This window comes from Leucobacter shiyiweii, assembly GCF_052446065.1.
Taxonomy (GTDB): domain Bacteria; phylum Actinomycetota; class Actinomycetes; order Actinomycetales; family Microbacteriaceae; genus Leucobacter.
This window is the reverse complement of the sequence record NZ_CM127080.1, coordinates 2589247-2605843: the sequence shown is the minus strand read 5'-3', so window position 1 is coordinate 2605843 and position 16597 is coordinate 2589247. Positions and strand designations below refer to the sequence as shown.

Here is a 16597-nt window from a genome sequence, read left to right as displayed (position 1 = left end):
CCGATCCACCCCCCTAAGTCGGCTGACCCGCCTCACTCCCACCACGAAATGAGTTTCCCCATATTGATGGTTTGCCCCTGCTGACACCTCAATTCGGGGAAAGTGGAAGGGGCCAGACGAGTTTTCTGAGAGAGCAAGCCGTCGGACTGGCGGCCCAGGAGACGAGGTGGCGCGTCAGTCGTCGGTGCAGACCGTGCCCTCGGGGGGTAGCTCGCCGCGCAGCAGGTACGCCGTCGCCGCGTCGTCGGCGCAGCTCGAACGGTTTGAGAATGAGGCGATGTGCCCGCTGCCCTCGAGCGTGAGCAGCCTGGCGTTCCCGAGTTCGGCTACCATCTGCTGGGCGCCCGCGTACGGGGTCGCGTGATCGCCCGTAACACCGAACACCAGAATCGGCACATCGCTCGTGTTCTCAAACATCATGTAGTCGTCGCCGCTGCGAGGAAGCGCATCGCACGAGAGGTCAAACACTGGCCGAAGCGTCTCATCGCTGAGCTCAGGGCCACCGAGTCGGAGCGGGAGCCCGTGTTCCCGCACGTACTCATACAGACCGACCAGGTTCGGATCCCGGGGCGAGGAGAGGCAACGCACGATCATGCCGCTCAGACCGACGCTCGATCCGCCGCCGCTCATCGCGTCGGCCAGCTGATCGATCGCCGCCTGCTCGCCGCTCAACGACCGGCCTACCACGTCGAGTGCGGCCTGTCGCCCCGAGGGCGCCTGGTACAGCGCAGCGGTCAGATACCCCGACAGCAGGCTGCCGTCAATCTGAGTGCCGTCGCTCGCAAGCAGGGGCGCAAGATCAAGCTGATCGGAGATATCTACCAGGGCATCCTCGCCGTTCAGCGGGCACAGGGCGAGCCCATACTCGGTGGCGCACTGCTGCAGGAGGTCGTTCAGCGCGAACGAAATCGCCTCCCGCTGCTGGTGAGAGCCGAGCGGGCTCGACCAATCGCTTGGCCATGCACTGTCGAGCATCATGCGTCCCAGGCGCTCGGGAAAGAGCGTCGCGTAGGTGGCGCCGATGACCGTTCCATATGAGAAGCCCGCGTAATTGGTTTTCTCGTCGCCCATGAGATGGCGCAGCAGCTCCATGTCTCGGGCGACCTGCGCCGTACCCATCGAGCCGGCCAGCGGGTTCGCGTCGGCGCACAGCGCGATCGCCAGTTCGAAGATCTCAGTCTCGTTCTCGCACTCCACCGGCGTGCTACGACCGATGCCCCGGGGGTCGAAGCCGAGGAGGTCGTACTGCTCGTGCACGGCGTCGAAGCTGCGCATCGTGGTGACACCGATCGCGTAGTCGACACCGCTGCCGCCGGGCCCGCCGGGATTGCTGAACAGGGTACCGAGCGACTCGTCGCCGGTTGCGGGCAAGTGCACCGCCGCCAGGGTAATCGTCTCGTGATTCCCGGGGTCACTCCAGTCGAGCGGCGCCTCGATTCGCGCACACCGGGCGCCCTCGACGGTGCCGCCCGCATTGGCGACCAGCTCCGCAAAATCATCACGAAACCCGAACTCTGAGTCACATTCTCGCCACTCAACATTCTGCGCGTACACCCCCGGAAAACTCGTTTCCTGCAGCGCACTCGCCCCTTCGGTTGCGCTCTCAGCCGCGCACCCTCCGAGCGTAAGGGTGAGGCCGATCGCCGTCACCGTCGCCACTATTCCAGCGATTCGAACCATGGAAGCCCCCCGGGCGCTCATCACGCGGCCAACAGTCGCGTGAAACTTACACTGTATCCATCTTATGCGAAGCGCGCGGCGCCGCCCGCATCCGAGCGCGCGGCGCCGCCGATCCACCTAAGAGACGGGAGTGTTCACCACGATGACCGACATGACCGTCGCAACGACCATCACCACCGTCGAGACCCCGGTGATGATGAGGCGCAGACGGAAGCTGCGGATGATGGCAGCAATACCGAAGAGGAACAGTGAGATCGCAAGCAATACGGTGCCGAGTGTCAGCTGATCGCCGAGCTCGTTGAACTTCGCCGAGCTTTCCAGTGCGGCGTTGGCCTCAGCCTTGACCTCCTCGTATCCACTGAAAAGCACCGACTGGTACTCCTCACTCGCCTGCGGGTGAGTGAAAAAATCGGGATCGGCCTCATTCTCGGCGGCGGCCCAGTCCATCGCCGCCGCGAAATCCTCGGTCATCGACTGAAAGCTCAAGACTTCGATCGTCTCCAGGGCCACGGCCGCAGCCGCTGGATCGGCACTCGCCGACTGAATCTCGAGCTCGGTCAGGCGATCAAACAACTGCCCGTCACTCACGTACTGCTGGTTCCCCTCGAGGTACAGCGACTCGGCCTCAGCGGCCAAGACGCTCGCCTTGGTGTTCGCCGCCGACATCTCGCCGTCGTACAGCGAGGCCTGGAACGAGGCCCAGGCGGTGATCACCGAGGCCACGCCAAGCAGCACGGCGATGAAAAGTTCGAACTGGCGGCTAAACCAGCTCTCGCGAGCGGGCCCTGCCTGTGTTGGGGCCGTTGCGGGCGCGGGAGACGTGGTTTCGGGCACAGAAGTCATGGGTGATTCCTTGGGTCTCGAGACGGGGGAAAACAGGGGTCAAGCACGCAGAGCAACAAACAAACAAACAAACAAACAACCGAACAACCGAACAACCAAACAACCAAACCGCTAAACGAGGCGAGAACGAGAGATCTCGTGAGACGCGTCAGTCATCAAGGCAAACGGTGTTCGCAGCAGGCATCTCACCCGAAAGCAGGTATCTGGTCGTAGCCTCATCGATACACGTGGATCGCGCCGAGTACGAGGCCGCATGCCCCTGGCCATCCAGCGTCAGGAGGGTCGCGTCCCCCAGCTCTGACGCGAGCACTTCGGCGTACTGGAACGGGGTCGCGTGATCTCCGGTGATGCCGATGATGAGGATCGGATCCGCCCCCGTCGCATCGTAGGACTCGGTGAAGTCGAGCCCGCTGCCGGGAAGCGTGTAGCAGGACAGGTCGGTGAACGGCGCGAGGGTCTCGTCGGTGATCTCGGGACCGCCGAGCAGCCTGGGCATGCCGACGCTCTCGATGTGCTCCAGCAGCCCGGGAATGTCTGGCTCGATCGGGAAGGAGTGGCACGTCACCACCCGCATCGCCATGTCGGGCACGTACTCCCCCGAGAAATCGGCCCCGATCGTGTCGATCGCCTCCTGGTCGCCGAAGAGCGCCAGCGCAATTGTGTCGAGTGTGCGCCCGCGCTGGAAGTGGCTCTGGTACAGCGCGCCGGCGAGATACTCCTGCAGCAGCTGGCCCGTGATCGCCGTGCCGTCGGTCGCGAGGAGCGGCTCGGCATCAAGCTGCGCCAATACGGCGAGTAGCGTCTCCTCATCGACGAAGGGGCACACCTCCACCTCGTCGGCGTACTCCGTACGACAGGCGGTCGCGAGCGCAATCGTGGCGTTTGAGATCGCGACCGACTGATCAAACAGGTGGATCAGGCTTGCCCACTCCGCGTTCTCGGCGCTATCGAGCACCATCCGTCCGACCCGCTCCGGGAAGATACTGGCGTACGTCGCGCCGAGCATCGTGCCGTACGAGTAGCCCAAGAAGTTCAGCTTCTCGTTCGCCATGAGCGCGCGCATGAGCTCCATGTCGCGTGCCACCTGCGAGGTGCCCATGGTGTGGGTGAGGGGGTTGTCGGCAATGCAGGCACCCAGTTGCACAACGGGAATCTGCGATCCACCGCCGTCACAATCGATAGGGGTGGATCCCCCGATGCCGCGCGGGTCGAAGCCGAGTAGGTCGTAATTGGCCGCGACCTCTTCGAAGCCTGGCGACATGGCCATGCCGAGCATGAAGTCGACCCCCGATGCGCCGGGCCCGCCGGGATTGCCGAGCAGCGTGCCCAGCGGCTCGCCACTCGTCGAGGGAATGTGCACGATATTCAGCTCGATCGATTCTTCGATCGAGGGGTCTTCCCAGTCGTACGGCGCCTGAATGTAGGCACAGCCGATTTGGTCGAGGTCGAAGCCGGCGGCCGCAAGCTCATCGGCGTACCACTCTTCGAGGCCCTCCTCCTCGCCGCATGCATACCACTCAATCTCTTGCTCGTAGTAGGCCGCGAAATTCTCAGCCTGCCACTCGCTGCTCATGCTGCGTGGATCGAGCGGGTCAACCCCACCCGCCGCGCCTGCACCCGCTCCCAGGCCGAACACTGGACTGCAGCCGCTGAGTGCGAGGCCCGCGACGAGGACCCCAGCAAGCATTGCCACGCGTGGTCGCCTGCGAGAGAGAAGATTCAAGACCATGGGGAAATGCTAGTGGGAAAATCTTCCTCACTTGTACACCATCCATTATTGGAGCCATGCCCAGCTCGCAGCGTCGGTATTGTCGATCAGCGCTGTTCCTGATTCCAGGTGCATCAGGGGCTCCGCGATCGTGAGGGAACACGATGCACCCGAACCGGTAGGCCCGATCCAGCCGGTCACCTGCCTGGACCTACTGGCGGGCGAGAGGTGATCGACCGCAGTCATGCGCGCGTCCCCGTCACCGCCCTCGTGGCCCGCACTGGACAGAGAAATAATGGGTGGGCGAGTCGTCCTTTCGAACGATGTTTCCCGCGCCTCGTCTCCGTATGATTTAGCCCATGGCCTCCCCCACGCTCACCCCGGTCTACGTGGTGTTGCGTGTGGGCGCGCACCTGCTGTTCTTCGCCCTCACCGCGCTGGTCGTCATCCGCGAGATCCTGGCTCCCAGCCCGCGCAGCGTCGGCGTGATCGCGTTGTCGGCAATCTTCCTCCTGACCTATGCGCTCGGCGCAGTATTCGCGCGACCAGGCGGCCCCCGCTTTGGCGCGCTTGGGCTGTGGTGGATTGGCGCACTCAGCCTGGAGTGGATCGTGCTCCTCTGGATCAGCTCAGAGGCCGCATATCTCGTGTTCCCGCTCTTCTTCCTCTACCTGCACTTCTTCGGACGCTGGTGGGGGCCCGTAGCAATCCTCGTCGCGACTGCGTCAGCGATCTGCGCGTTGGGTCTGCATGGCGGGTGGAGCGTCGGAGGAGTTGTTGGGCCGCTGGTGGGGGCCGGTGTCGCTCTGCTGATCGGCGTGGGAACGCGGGAACTCACGCGTGAGGCCGTTCAGCGAGAGCGGCTCGTGCGAGAGCTGCTCGATACCCGCAGTCAGCTGGCTGTCACCGAACACGAAGCGGGAGTCCTCTCCGAGCGCGCGCGTTTAGCGAGAGAAATCCACGACACTGTCGCGCAGGGGCTGTCGAGCATCGGCATGCTGCTTCATGCCGCAGAACGCGCAGACCCGGGCCGGCCCGGGATCGAACACCTCCAGTTGGCCCGCGAAACAGCGGCGGTGAATCTCACCGAGGCGCGACGCTTCATCCGGGAGCTCACGCCTCCTCAGCTCGATAATGACGGTCTCGGTGGGGCGCTGCGCCGACTTGCCGACGCACAGTGGGCCGCGCAGGGACTTGTCGTGCACGTTCGGGTGTCAGACACGGTGAGCCTCCCGATGCACGTGCAAACTGCGCTCCTCCGCATCGCCCAGGGAGCCATCGCTAACGTCATTCAGCACGCGCACGCGAGCACAGCGACAATCAGCCTGGCGGTCGACCAGAACACCCTGAGTTTCGTTGTGGTTGACGACGGTGACGGATTCGACATGCGCGAGATAGCTGGCGGGCAGCCCAGCAGCACGGATTCGTTCGGCCTGCACGCAACACGCGAACGCGTACAGCAGCTCGGTGGCACGCTCTCCGTCGACTCAACCCCGGGCCAAGGGACCAGGCTCGCCGTGACCCTCAAAAACGTGGAGGCACCATGATCCGCATCGTGATTGCCGATGACCATCCGATCGTGCGCGCCGGACTCATCGCTTTAATGAGCCTTGAGGAGGACGTGTTCGTCGCGGCCGAAGCCGCCACCCCCGACGAGGCAGTGGCAGCAGCCGAGCGTGAGAACCCGGACCTGGTGCTCATGGATCTTCAATTCGGAGGGGTTGGCGGGCTGACCGGGGCAGACGCCACCCGTCGGATCAGGGCGCTCGAGGCCCCGCCCTATGTTCTGGTGCTCACGAACTACGATTCCGATGCCGACATTCTCGGCGCCGTTGAGGCGGGTGCGAGCGGGTATCTACTCAAAGACGCGCCACCACACGAGCTGATCGCTGCGGTGCGGGCCGCAGCGGCTGGCGAGAGCGCGCTCGCGCCGATAATTGCTTCGCGGTTACTGGATCGCCTCCGTACACCGCAAGTCAGCCTCAGCAGCCGCGAGATCGAGGTGCTCGAACTCGTCGCCAGTGGGTGCTCAAACACCGATGTCGCTGGACGGCTGTTTCTTAGCGAGACGACCGTGAAGTCGCATCTGGCCCACATCTTCTCCAAGCTCGACGTCTCCTCACGAACGGCGGCCGTGTCTGCGGCCCGTCAGCGGGGCATCCTGCGCTGAGCGTCTCAGGCTGAGTAGACCGAAGCGACCTCTCCAGGCACCGTGCTGACGCGGGCCGACACATGACCAGCGGAGTGCCCACGCTGCCCGACGGCCCGTCGACGGTGCCGTCGAATACACTCGTGTGGTGACTGCCCGATCCCTCTCCGAGCGCCAGATCGTCGTGCGCTGGGTGCGCACCATGCTCGGCATCTTTCTCCTGCTAGGACTCAGTTTTGGCACCTGGCTCAGCCGCCTGCCCGCGGTGCGAGATCGGCTCGACGCTTCGACGCTTGAGATGAGCATCTACGGGTTGTGTCTTGCCGCCGGCAGCGTCGTCGGCCTGGTGATCTCCGGCCAGGTCGTGCAGCGTTTCGGCCCCAAGCGCACGATGCTCATCACCGGTCTCGCGCAGGTCGTGGCGCTGCCCCTGGCAGTGACAATCATCCTTTTTGGCGCGATTCCGATCGGGCTAGTCGTGCTCTTTGTGTTCGGTTTCTTCTTCGCGACCGCAGATGTCGCCATGAACGTCAGCGGCGCGAATGCCGAACGCGCCCTGGGCCGCGCGCGGCTACCCCTCATGCATGCTGGCTACAGCACCGGCACCGTCGCCGCCATGGGCCTCGGCGCACTCGCCGAGGCAGTAGGAGTTGGGCCGCAACTGCACTTTGTTGCAATCTTCACAGTCATCGGTGTGACTCTCATCCTCCTGCTGCGCAACGTGCCCTCCGATGAGCAGGCCCTGCGCGCGCGGACTGCGGAGACTGCCGTGTTTGACGCAACCGGACCCATCCCGATCGTCGAGTCATCATCTGGGCGGCAGCCCGCGTTCTCGACCATGACTGGGGCGATCCCCGTCGTCACGTCGCAAATCCCCGTGCCGCCCTCAGCCTCGAACGCTCAGACACCGCTGGCCTCGCCTCCGACCACCGGGCCGCCCGCACGGTACTCTCCCTGGCGCGACCGACGCGTGCTCCTCATTGGCCTCATCGCCCTCGCCACCGGCATCGTCGAGGGCACTGCGGCCGACTGGCTTCCGCTCGCGCTCGTCGACGGACGGGGGGTCGCCAACCAAACCGGCGCGCTCATGTTGGGAGTCTTTTTCGCCTCGATCATGCTCGTGCGCGTTGCAGGTTCCGCCCTGCTGAACCGGTTCGGGCGCGTCAAAATTCTCTACGCGTGCGCTCTTCTGAGCACCATCGGCATCGTGACCGTGCTCGTGGTTCCCGGCACCGTCGGCCTTCTGCTCGGCACGATCGCGTGGGGGCTGGGCGGCGGGCTCGGCTGGCCAATCGCAATCTCCGCGGCAGCGGATCGCCGAGAGACCGCCGTGCGCGACGTCGCAGCGGTCTCCGCGCTCGGCTACGGATCCATGCTGCTCGGGCCGATGGCATTCGGACTGCTCGGCGAATTCGTCGGTCTCCTCACCGCGTTCTGGGCGCTGCTAATCTTCACCGCGATCACCGCGTTGGTGGCCCGCGCTGCACGCGAGGGCGGATCCACTGAGCTTCGAAAGGGTAGGCTGTCACGGTGAGAATCGTGGTGGCTGACTGCTCTGTCGACTATGCCGGAAGGCTCAGTGCGCACCTGCCGCGCGCGACACGGGTGCTGATGCTGAAGAACGACGGCTCGATCCTAGTTCACTCAGACGGCGGCTCCTACAAGCCGCTGAACTGGATGAGCCCGCCGTGCTCGATTGCCACCGAAGAACCCGACGACGAGCAGCGCGAGTTCGGCATCACCGAGGTGTGGCGGGTGGTGCACGCGAAGACAGCGGATCAGCTCGCCGTCTCGGTATTTGAGGTGTTTCACGACAGCTCGCACGACCTCGGGGTGGACCCGGGCCTCATCAAGGACGGCGTGGAGGCGCACCTGCAGGAGCTACTCGCTGAGCAGATCGACGTGCTCGGCGAAGGCCACGCGCTCGTGCGCCGCGAGTACATGACCGCGATCGGTCCGGTCGATATTCTCGCGCGCGACGCTGACGGTGCGGCGGTGGCGGTCGAGATCAAACGCCGCGGCGATATCGACGGGGTCGAGCAGTTGACGCGCTACCTCGAGCTCATGAACCGCGACCCCGTGCTCGCACCGGTGCGGGGCGTGTTCGCCGCGCAGGAGATCAAGCCGCAGGCGCGCACGCTGGCCGAGGATCGCGGGATCCGCTGCGTCGTGCTTGACTACGACGCGCTGCGTGGCATGCAGAACCTCAACACCCTCTTCTAGCCGCTTCCCTCGCGCTCGGCCGCCCCGGAATCTCGCGCGGTGGACACTCACGCAGGGTTCAGTCGCTGCGAACCGTGCGCGGCCGTCAACCCGAGCCTTCAGCACCACTCCCCACGCGGCGCACCCTTCCCCGGCCGCAGCCCCCCTTCCCGGGTGGACGTTCGGGCAGGGTTCGCGGACGCTGAACCCTGCGCTGGCGTCAACCCGAGGCGCTCACTACTTCCAGCCGCGCGGCGAGGCCCGCGAGGATGACAGCAACGCCGCGGTCGAACGAAGCTTCGAGGTCGGCTCGCGACGCACCAGGTGGATCGGCGGCCGCGTCTGCCGGGCGACCCGCGGCGAGCGCCGCGAACTCCTGCGCCTGCAGCAACATCTGGGTGGACTGCGTGTGTCCGAACACGAAGTGCAGCAGGGTGCGCGCCGACTCGACGGCTTCCCAGGGAGTCATGTCGTCGAAACGCTCGCGCAAGAGTTCGGCGAGCCGAGCCTCGACCGCCGACGCTCCCAACCGATACGCGGAGGCGGTCGCCACCACGTCGGCACCGTCGCGCACCGCGAGCATCGCCCGTCGCAGGTCGCGGCACAGCTCCGCGGGGCCCGACCCCCTGACACTAGAAACCATCTCATCGGCCATGAGCGCGAGCAGCGTCTGCTTGTCGGGTACGTGGTGATACAGCGCGCTCGGTTGCACATCGAGCGCGGCGGCGACCCGACGCATCGAACAGAATTCGAGACCCTGCTCATCAAGTACGCGCAGCGCGGCGGCGACGACATCAGTGCGACTGTGACCCATACCGTGGATCCTACATGTCGCACCTGAACACTGTTCAGTGTATGGTGAACAGTGTTCAGGTGCGAGCACAGGAGCACGCACCCTCACGAGAATGGAAGACCCATGGCCACGATTCGCGCACGCCGCAGCCCCGCCACCGACCTTGCGCTCATCGCCACCTTCGCTGCGCTCATCGTCGCCGCCTCAGTGCTGGCCTTCCCGATCGGCGCGGTGCCCATCACCCTGCAAACCTTCGCGGTGCTGCTCGCCGGCGCGGTGCTCGGCGCCAACCGGGGCTTCCTCGCAGTGCTGCTCTACCTCGCGATCGGCGCGATTGGCCTACCGGTCTTTGCTGGTGGATCCGCCGGACTGGCCCCGTTTGCTGGCCCAACCGTCGGCTATCTGATCGGCATGCCCCTCGCCGCGTGGTTGACCGGCTTCATCGTCGAACGCCTCCCCCGTCGCTCTGTAGCAACCAATGCCGTCCTCATCTTCCTCGCCGCACTCGTTGCCAACATCGTTTTCGTGTACACACTCGGCGTACTCGGCCTCGCCTGGCGACTGGGCCTGACCGTCGGCGAGGCCTTCATGATTAACCTGGCATTCGTGCCGGTTGACCTCGCGAAGATCGCACTCGCGGCGGTCGTTGCCACCGCGGTGCACCGCGCGTTCCCCGACCTGCTACCACGCCGCCGTGCGCGCTCGACCGACAGCCTGGACGGCCATGACTCGACCCCTGCAGCGAACGAGCGAGTGGCCACCGACCACGCATGATTGAACTGCACGAAGCTTCGATTGTCGCGCCCACCCACGACGGTGAGGTGCGCGTCCTCGAGCCGACCACCCTCACCCTGACCGAGCACCGCATCGCGCTCATCGGGGCCAACGGCTCGGGCAAGTCGTCACTCGCGCGCCTGCTGAACGGGCTGGTGCTGCCGACCACTGGCAGCGTGCGGGTGCGCGCAGAGACCGACCGTTGGCTCGACACCGCCCACGATGGCGGTGCGGTGCGGCAACTCGTCGGCTTCGTCTTCACGAACCCCGCCACCCAGCTCGTCATGCCCACGGTAATCGAGGATGTGGCGCTGTCGTTGCGTCGGCAGCACAAGCGCAAGGTGGATCGCCTCGCCGCCGCGCGCGACGCGCTCGCGCGGTTCGGCCTCGAGGCGCTGGCCGACCGCAGCGTGCACACGCTCTCGGGCGGGCAGCAGCAGCTGCTGGCGATCGCCAGCGTGCTCGCGACCGAGCCCGCGATCCTCGTCGCAGATGAGCCCACCACACTGCTCGATCTGCGCAACAGCCGGCAGATCTCCGAGCTACTGCTCGGCCTGCCGCAGCAGCTCATCGTCGCCACGCACGACCTTGAGTTGGCCGCACGCTGCGATCGGGTGCTCGTGGTAGCCGGGGGTCGGGTGGTGCACGACAGCGCCGCCCCAGCCCCCACCTCGCCAGCTGAGGCGGTCGAGTGGTACCGGGAGCGCGCGTGACCAGCGCCGTACTTGGCGCGTACCGTCCCGGCCACTCCGTACTGCACCGCATGCGCCCGGGGGCGAAACTGCTCGGGCTGTTCTTGCTCGGCGTCGCGGTCGTGGCGGCACCCGGCTGGCCATCGGCGCTCGTCGCACTGGGCCTCGGGGGTGCGCTCGCGCTGACCTCGGGCATGGGCGTGCGCGGGCTGATTCGCGCGGTGCGGGGCTTCGCGATCATTGCGGTGCTGCTGTTCGCCTTTCAGACCTGGCAGAACGGGTGGGAGCGGGGCCTCGAGGTCGTGGCCGACCTCCTCGCCCTCATTCTTGCGGCGAGCGCGGTCACCGCGAGCACCGCAACAGACGACATGCTCGACACTCTGGTGTGGGCACTCGGCCCGCTGCGCCCGCTGGGGGTCTCCCCTGAGCGCGTCGCCCTCGCGTTCTCCCTTACGTTCCGCGCGATCCCGCTCGCGATCGACATCGCGCATGAGACCCGCGCCGCCGCCCGCGCGCGTGGCCTTGATCGCAACCTGCGCGCCTACGCCACTCCTCTTGTGCTGCGCATGGTCGCGCACGCCCGCCACACGGGCGAGGCGTTGCAGGCCCGGGGCCTCGGCGACGACTGACCACACTCCACCACACGCCCGCAGGCCCAGGCACCCGCAAACACGCCGTTTCGAGGGCTCCAGGCCCGTAGGCTAGAGGCATGGCTGAAGCGCAGATTCCCGAGGGGCTCACCGCCGACTACGAGAACACCGGGGTGCGATCGGCGATCCGCACCCTACAGCAGGCACCCGACTACGCGCACCTGGCGGCGTTTCTGACCACGCTGCGCGAGGGGTTTCTCGTGGTCGACGTCACGGGCACCGCGAAGAAGAAGGCCACGCATATTCGCACGATCCGCTCGACGAAGGGGCAGTTACTGCTGCCCCTCTTCACCTCGATGGACGAACTGCGGGCGGCCCTGCCGAAGGGCAAGGGCGAGCAGGCGAAGGGTGCGATCATGCCGATCGACGAGGCGCTGCGCCTGATCCACACGGGGAGGTTCGTCGCGGCTCAGTTCAACGCGGGATCCGATGCGCTCGTCGTGCTGCGCAAGTACATCGACCTCGCGCTGGGCGAGTCCGTGATCGACGCCGCCAGCCTCGAAGCAACGCGCTGACCCCGCGCTCTCGGAACACGGGGTCAGGGCTCAATCGCCTCTATCGCGTCTCCCCATTAAACGTCCACTGAGTGCGCGGTACGCCCTCGACGGTCACCCAGGTGTCGGGGCGTTTCCCGTCGGGCCCAGTGCAGTGCTCAGCCACAACCTCGTCGATCGCGACGGCAAGCCGCTCGGCAAGCTCCGGGTCTTGCTGCAGCCGGTGCTCAAACATTTTCACGGTGACCAGTGGCATATCGCTGCTCCCTTCGAGCTATGACCAGACGCGATCGAGACGAGCCCGACGTTCGGCGCGCGCGGCGAGGGCCTCATCCATCGTGACCGGCTGGAACCGCACCTTGGTGCCCGGTGCCATCCGCGCAAACAGGTCCATGTCGGCACTGATCACGGTGCCGGCTTGCGCGTAGCCACCGCCTGAGACCGCGTCGCAGTGCAGCACGATCGGCTGAGTACCGCCGGGAATCTGGATGGATCCCACCGCGTAGCCCGCGTCGGTGATGTTCGAGGGGTCTTGCCCCGCACCAAACGGCTGCTCCTCGGTTTTCCACGGCGCCCCCGGCCCGTCGAAACGCAGGCCCATGCGATCCGCGACCGGAGTGAGGGTCCACTCCGACTCTGTCAGGTTCGCGAGGCCCTCCTCGGTGAGCTTGTGGTCGTAGAGACCGAGCATGAACCGCACCGTCACCTCCCGGTCGTACGAGGGGAGGAGTTCCTCAGGAATCGACTCAATACGCGGCAGCTTCTCGGGAAGCGGACGCCCGACCGGCACAACATCCCCGGTCTGCAGAGAACGGCCCTCGAACCCGCCCATCTTGCCAATGGGGTAGGTGGATCGAGATCCGAGCACCTCAGGCACATCGATCCCTCCGGCAACAGCGATGAAGAACTTGCTCCCGCCCTTGAGCATCCCAAATGACACCTCGTCACCAGCGGAAAGCTCGAGCCGTGAGTTCGCTGGCTGTGGCTTCCCATTCACCAGCACCTCAAGCGGTGCACCGGTAACCGCAATGACGGTGGGCGCGTCAACCGTAAACTTGGGCCCCAAGTATGTGCACTCGAGCAGGGCCTCGTCGGCGGTGTTGCCGACCAAGCGGTTTGCGATGCTCGCCGCGTACTGATCCATCGCACCACCCTGCGGAATTCCGAATCGGTAGTACCCAAAACGGCCGCGATCCTGCACCGTCGTCGCGAGTCCAGGAACAAGAATCTCAAGCGCCATCGAGAGCCTCCAAGAGTGTGCGGTTGTAGCCATCGGGATCAGCCAGTGCGTCGGCGAGAGTGAAGGTCACCGGGGCCTGTTTGTAGCGGTATGTGCCAGCTGCCACCTCGGCCTCAATCTGGCGGTACTCGGCCTCCTCCACCGGACGGTACTTGACGATGTCTCCGGTGCGGAAGAGCACCATGAAGTCGAAGAAATCGGGAAGCTTCTGCTCGGGGTCGAAGATCGGTGTCGGTGTAATGCCGAGCATTTGGTACCCGCCCGCACCGCGCACCGAGTAGTGCGCCGTGAAGCACCCGCCGTAGCCGATGGTCAGGGGCGGGGTGTCGGTGCGAGGGCTCAGATACTTCGGCACTTCGAGCTGACGCTCGCGGGGGGTGAGTTGAAACAGGAACGGCAGCCCCGCCACGAAACCCACCATCGAGACGAGCCAGGGCGTCTCGTGGTGCCGGCGAATGAACTCTTCCGCACTCGCAAGGCCGTTGACCTCGGCACTGTAGTCCAGGTCGGTTCCCTCAGGTCGCTGATGATACCCCTGGCGAAATCTCGCCCCGGTCTCATTTGTGTACGGATCGTTGTACCACACTGGCACCTCGATGATCCGGGTCTCGAGCTCCTGCACCGTCGCGTGACGAACCTCAGATTCGAGCTCCTTCACGGCAGCCTCGAGAACTCGGTAGTCGAGCACGTCCGGGTCGAAGCGGATCAGGAGTGAAGCGTTGGCCGGGCAGATGTCGACGATGCCGGCCAGCGCCCGCTCTTCGAGGCCAACGGCGATGGAGTTCGAGACAAAGTTCGCTTCCAGCGACATGTCCGGGGCGATTTCGACAAGGAGGAACTCGTCGCCGCCCCAGCTATAGCGAGCGTAATCAGGCAGAGTCATGCGGATTCTCCTAACAGACCAGGAACGGATTCAATGTAGGTGGTGTGGTGCTTCGCTTCGGCAAAGTCCTCGAGATCGACCAGTCTCCGCATGAGGGGCACGGTGGTCTTGATCCCGGTGATCTCGGTCTCCGCCAGCACTCGCTTCGCCCGGGAAATCGCCTGCTCGCGATCCTTCGCCCACACAACGAGCTTCCCGAGGAGGGAATCGTAGAAGGGCACCACGGTCTGACCAGCCGAGAAACCGAAGTCGCTGCGCACACCAGGTCCTCCTGAGAGGTCAAGGCTCTCGATGAGCCCCGGGCTTGGCATGAAGTTATTGTCCGGATCCTCCGCGTTAATGCGGAACTCAAACGCGTGTCCGGTAAAATTGACATCCTCTTGCCCGTAGCCGAGCTTCTCCCCCGAGGCGATGCGTAGCTGTTCACGCACCAGGTCGATGCCGGTGATCGCCTCGGAGATTGGGTGCTCAACCTGAAGACGCGTGTTCATCTCGATGAACGCCACCTCCTGGCGCTCCGGATCGTAGAGAAACTCGACCGTGCCGGCGCCCAGATACTGTGACTGCCTTGCGAGTTCGACCGAGCTGTCACGCATCTGCTGACGCAGGTTGTCGGGGATGTTGGGCGCGGGCGCCTCCTCGATGACTTTCTGCTGCCGCCGCTGCATCGAGCAATCTCGGTCGCCCAGGTGCACCCAGGTTTCTCCATCGCCGAGCACCTGCACCTCGACGTGGCGCGCCCGGGTGACGAACCGCTCGAAGTAGACGGCACTCGAGTTGAAGGCCGCCTGCGCCTCGGCTTGTGCAACTTCGACGGTGGATCGCACCTCCGCGCGCGATTCGATACGGCGGATGCCCCGTCCGCCGCCGCCGGCAGAGGCTTTGACGACCAGTGGATACCCGATCTCGTCAGCGATCGCTTCGATGTCGCCCGAGGTGTCGAGTGCCCCCTCGGTGCCGGAGAGCACCGGCACACCGGCGGCGAGCGCGGCCTCCCGCGCACGAGACTTGTCTCCCATCAGATCGATGGATTCCGGGCTCGGGCCTACCCAGGTGAACCCAGCGGCTGCGACCTTCCGCGCGAATTCCGCGTTCTCCGAGAGAAAGCCATACCCGGGGTGGATCGCGTCCGCACCCGTCTCCCGGGCGGCAGCGATTACCGCCTCGTGGTTGAGATAGCTGAGGCCCGCCGGAGCGGGACCGATCACGACCGACTCGTCGGCGAGTCGCTCAGCGTTGGAACCGCGATCCGCTTCGCTCACGACCGCGACCGTCAGTATGCCCATTTCTCGTGCGGTGCGGATGATGCGTACCGCAATCTCACCGCGATTGGCGACCAGCAGTTTCTTCAAGATGGAGTCCTTTACCTATTGGGTGTGTCGCTCGTTAATCGATGGTGGCGATGACGTCGCCCGGACCGACCATGCCGTTATCTTCAACTGCGAATCCGCTCACCACACCGGCTGACTCGCTTCTGACCTCGGTGAACTGCTTCATGATTTCGATGACGCCGATGGTCTGCCCGACCTCGACGGTGTCGCCCTCCTCCACGAAGGGAGCCTTATCGGGTGCTGGACGCCGGTAGAAGATGCCGGGAATCGGGGCGATGACCTGTGTGCTCATGAATAGTGCTCTCTTCGTTAGGGGTGTGTGGAGTCTGGCTGAACGTCAGTTGCTCAGGACAGCGCGTACGGCCTGAGCGACCTCGACAGCGTTGGGGGTATCAGAATGGACGCAGATGCTGCCGAAGTCAATCGGCAGTTCCGTCCCATCAACCGAGAGAATCGTGCCGTCGGTGATGGCCTTGCGGGCACGCTCGGCTGCAGCCTCGACATCGGTTGTGTGCGGCTGTCGCAAAATGATGAGGCCGCCGTCTGAGTTGTAGTCAAGGTCGACGTACAGCTCTCCGACAAACTCGACGCCCTCGCGCTCAGCCACTCGCTGGTGTGCGGTTCCGGCGATTCCGAAGACTGGAACGCCGTAGTCCCGGGCGACGCGGACGGCACCGGCCATCAACTCCTCGTCACGTGCCAGCATTCCGTAGAGCGACCCGTGCGGCTTGATGTGATTGAGGGGCACGTCGTACTTGGTGAGAAATCCGCTCAATGCGCCCACCTGGTATCGAATGATTGATTCCACTTCTTCGGGAGTCAGTTTCATCTCACGTCGGCCAAACCCAACGAGGTCGGGTAGGCCCGGATGGGCGCCGACACGAACGCCGTGCTCCTTCGCAAGCCTGACCGTATCGTCCATTGCCCCAGGGTCCCCAGAGTGAAAACCGCAGGCCACATTGGCCACGTTGACTACCGACATGAGCGCTTCATCGTTGCCAAACGTATGCAGGCCGAAAGCTTCACCCATATCTGAGTTCAGTGAAATCACATCGCGTCGTTGAGCTGTCATGGCCTCAAAGGTACGCCGAGTTCCCGCGCCACGTTACTATGCATATGCAAGAAAGAATCTGGTGTGATTGTGCAAATGCGAGAGAG

18 protein-coding genes are annotated in these 16597 nt (G+C 64.9%); 8 read left to right on the top strand and 10 right to left on the bottom strand.

Going from position 1 to position 16597, the window contains the following annotated elements; translation table 11 throughout:
- Positions 1-174: 174 nt before the first annotated feature.
- From ACTNFJ_RS12145 to ACTNFJ_RS12135, 3 genes are all read right to left on the bottom strand, one after another.
- Positions 175-1680 carry an alpha/beta hydrolase gene (locus tag ACTNFJ_RS12145; RefSeq protein ID WP_435906858.1) on the bottom strand — a complete coding sequence of 502 codons (1506 nt, stop codon included), beginning with the start codon at positions 1678-1680 and terminating at the stop codon, positions 175-177.
- Positions 1681-1797: 117 nt separating this feature from the next.
- Complete coding sequence (locus ACTNFJ_RS12140; protein WP_435906859.1) at positions 1798-2523, bottom strand: hypothetical protein; 726 nt, start codon at positions 2521-2523, stop codon at positions 1798-1800.
- 148 nt (positions 2524-2671) lie between these two features.
- Positions 2672-4252, bottom strand: a complete 1581-nt coding sequence (locus ACTNFJ_RS12135; RefSeq protein WP_444711778.1) for an alpha/beta hydrolase — start codon at positions 4250-4252, stop codon at positions 2672-2674.
- Positions 4253-4590: 338 nt separating this feature from the next.
- On the opposite strand from ACTNFJ_RS12135, the gene ACTNFJ_RS12130 reads away from it, so the two are divergent.
- The 4 genes from ACTNFJ_RS12130 to nucS all read left to right on the top strand — a co-directional run bounded on the left by ACTNFJ_RS12130 (position 4591) and on the right by nucS (position 8603).
- Positions 4591-5778, top strand: a complete 1188-nt coding sequence (locus ACTNFJ_RS12130; RefSeq protein WP_435906860.1) for a sensor histidine kinase — start codon at positions 4591-4593, stop codon at positions 5776-5778.
- Positions 5775-6401, top strand: a complete 627-nt coding sequence (locus tag ACTNFJ_RS12125; RefSeq protein ID WP_435906861.1) for a response regulator — start codon at positions 5775-5777, stop codon at positions 6399-6401. The genes ACTNFJ_RS12130 and ACTNFJ_RS12125 overlap by 4 nt, the downstream gene beginning before the upstream one ends.
- A 127-nt stretch (positions 6402-6528) precedes the next feature.
- Positions 6529-7914 carry an MFS transporter gene (locus ACTNFJ_RS12120; RefSeq protein WP_435906862.1) on the top strand — a complete coding sequence of 462 codons (1386 nt, stop codon included), beginning with the start codon at positions 6529-6531 and terminating at the stop codon, positions 7912-7914.
- The gene (gene nucS / locus ACTNFJ_RS12115; protein ID WP_435906863.1) at positions 7911-8603 is read left to right on the top strand and encodes an endonuclease NucS; all 693 of its coding nucleotides are present in this window, start codon (positions 7911-7913) and stop codon (positions 8601-8603) included. The genes ACTNFJ_RS12120 and nucS overlap by 4 nt, the downstream gene beginning before the upstream one ends.
- A 199-nt stretch (positions 8604-8802) precedes the next feature.
- Here the strand turns inward: nucS and ACTNFJ_RS12110 are convergent, their stop codons facing one another.
- The gene (locus ACTNFJ_RS12110) at positions 8803-9396 is read right to left on the bottom strand and encodes a TetR family transcriptional regulator (protein WP_435906864.1); all 594 of its coding nucleotides are present in this window, start codon (positions 9394-9396) and stop codon (positions 8803-8805) included.
- Between the two features lie 102 nt (positions 9397-9498).
- Between ACTNFJ_RS12110 and ACTNFJ_RS12105 the strand changes: the two genes are divergently transcribed.
- The 4 genes from ACTNFJ_RS12105 to ACTNFJ_RS12090 all read left to right on the top strand — a co-directional run bounded on the left by ACTNFJ_RS12105 (position 9499) and on the right by ACTNFJ_RS12090 (position 12006).
- Positions 9499-10149 (top strand): biotin transporter BioY, encoded by a 651-nt coding sequence (locus ACTNFJ_RS12105; protein ID WP_435906865.1) that lies wholly within the window; start codon positions 9499-9501, stop codon positions 10147-10149.
- Positions 10146-10862: an energy-coupling factor ABC transporter ATP-binding protein gene (locus ACTNFJ_RS12100; RefSeq protein ID WP_435906866.1), complete on the top strand. Its 717-nt coding sequence runs from the start codon at positions 10146-10148 to the stop codon at positions 10860-10862. The genes ACTNFJ_RS12105 and ACTNFJ_RS12100 overlap by 4 nt, the downstream gene beginning before the upstream one ends.
- A complete protein-coding gene (locus ACTNFJ_RS12095; RefSeq protein ID WP_435906867.1) occupies positions 10859-11470 on the top strand; it encodes an energy-coupling factor transporter transmembrane component T family protein in 612 nt (203 codons plus the stop codon). The genes ACTNFJ_RS12100 and ACTNFJ_RS12095 overlap by 4 nt, the downstream gene beginning before the upstream one ends.
- Positions 11471-11550: 80 nt before the next feature.
- A complete protein-coding gene (locus tag ACTNFJ_RS12090) occupies positions 11551-12006 on the top strand; it encodes an SseB family protein (protein WP_435906868.1) in 456 nt (151 codons plus the stop codon).
- A gap of 40 nt (positions 12007-12046) precedes the next feature.
- Here ACTNFJ_RS12090 and ACTNFJ_RS12085 read toward each other — a convergent pair whose 3' ends face one another.
- From ACTNFJ_RS12085 to pxpA, 6 genes are read right to left on the bottom strand one after another with little or no spacing between them, the layout of a single operon-like run.
- Positions 12047-12241 (bottom strand): tautomerase family protein, encoded by a 195-nt coding sequence (locus tag ACTNFJ_RS12085; protein WP_435906869.1) that lies wholly within the window; start codon positions 12239-12241, stop codon positions 12047-12049.
- Positions 12242-12259: 18 nt separating this feature from the next.
- Complete coding sequence (locus tag ACTNFJ_RS12080) at positions 12260-13258, bottom strand: 5-oxoprolinase subunit C family protein (RefSeq protein ID WP_435906870.1); 999 nt, start codon at positions 13256-13258, stop codon at positions 12260-12262.
- Positions 13215-14108, bottom strand: a complete 894-nt coding sequence (locus tag ACTNFJ_RS12075) for a 5-oxoprolinase subunit B family protein (RefSeq protein ID WP_435906871.1) — start codon at positions 14106-14108, stop codon at positions 13215-13217. Before ACTNFJ_RS12075 ends, ACTNFJ_RS12080 begins: the two co-directional genes overlap by 44 nt.
- Positions 14105-15460: an acetyl-CoA carboxylase biotin carboxylase subunit gene (locus ACTNFJ_RS12070; RefSeq protein ID WP_435906872.1), complete on the bottom strand. Its 1356-nt coding sequence runs from the start codon at positions 15458-15460 to the stop codon at positions 14105-14107. Before ACTNFJ_RS12070 ends, ACTNFJ_RS12075 begins: the two co-directional genes overlap by 4 nt.
- Positions 15461-15494: 34 nt before the next feature.
- Positions 15495-15731 (bottom strand): acetyl-CoA carboxylase, encoded by a 237-nt coding sequence (locus tag ACTNFJ_RS12065; protein ID WP_435906873.1) that lies wholly within the window; start codon positions 15729-15731, stop codon positions 15495-15497.
- Positions 15732-15776: 45 nt separating this feature from the next.
- Positions 15777-16511: a 5-oxoprolinase subunit PxpA gene (gene pxpA / locus ACTNFJ_RS12060; protein WP_435906874.1), complete on the bottom strand. Its 735-nt coding sequence runs from the start codon at positions 16509-16511 to the stop codon at positions 15777-15779.
- Positions 16512-16597 lie beyond the last annotated feature (86 nt).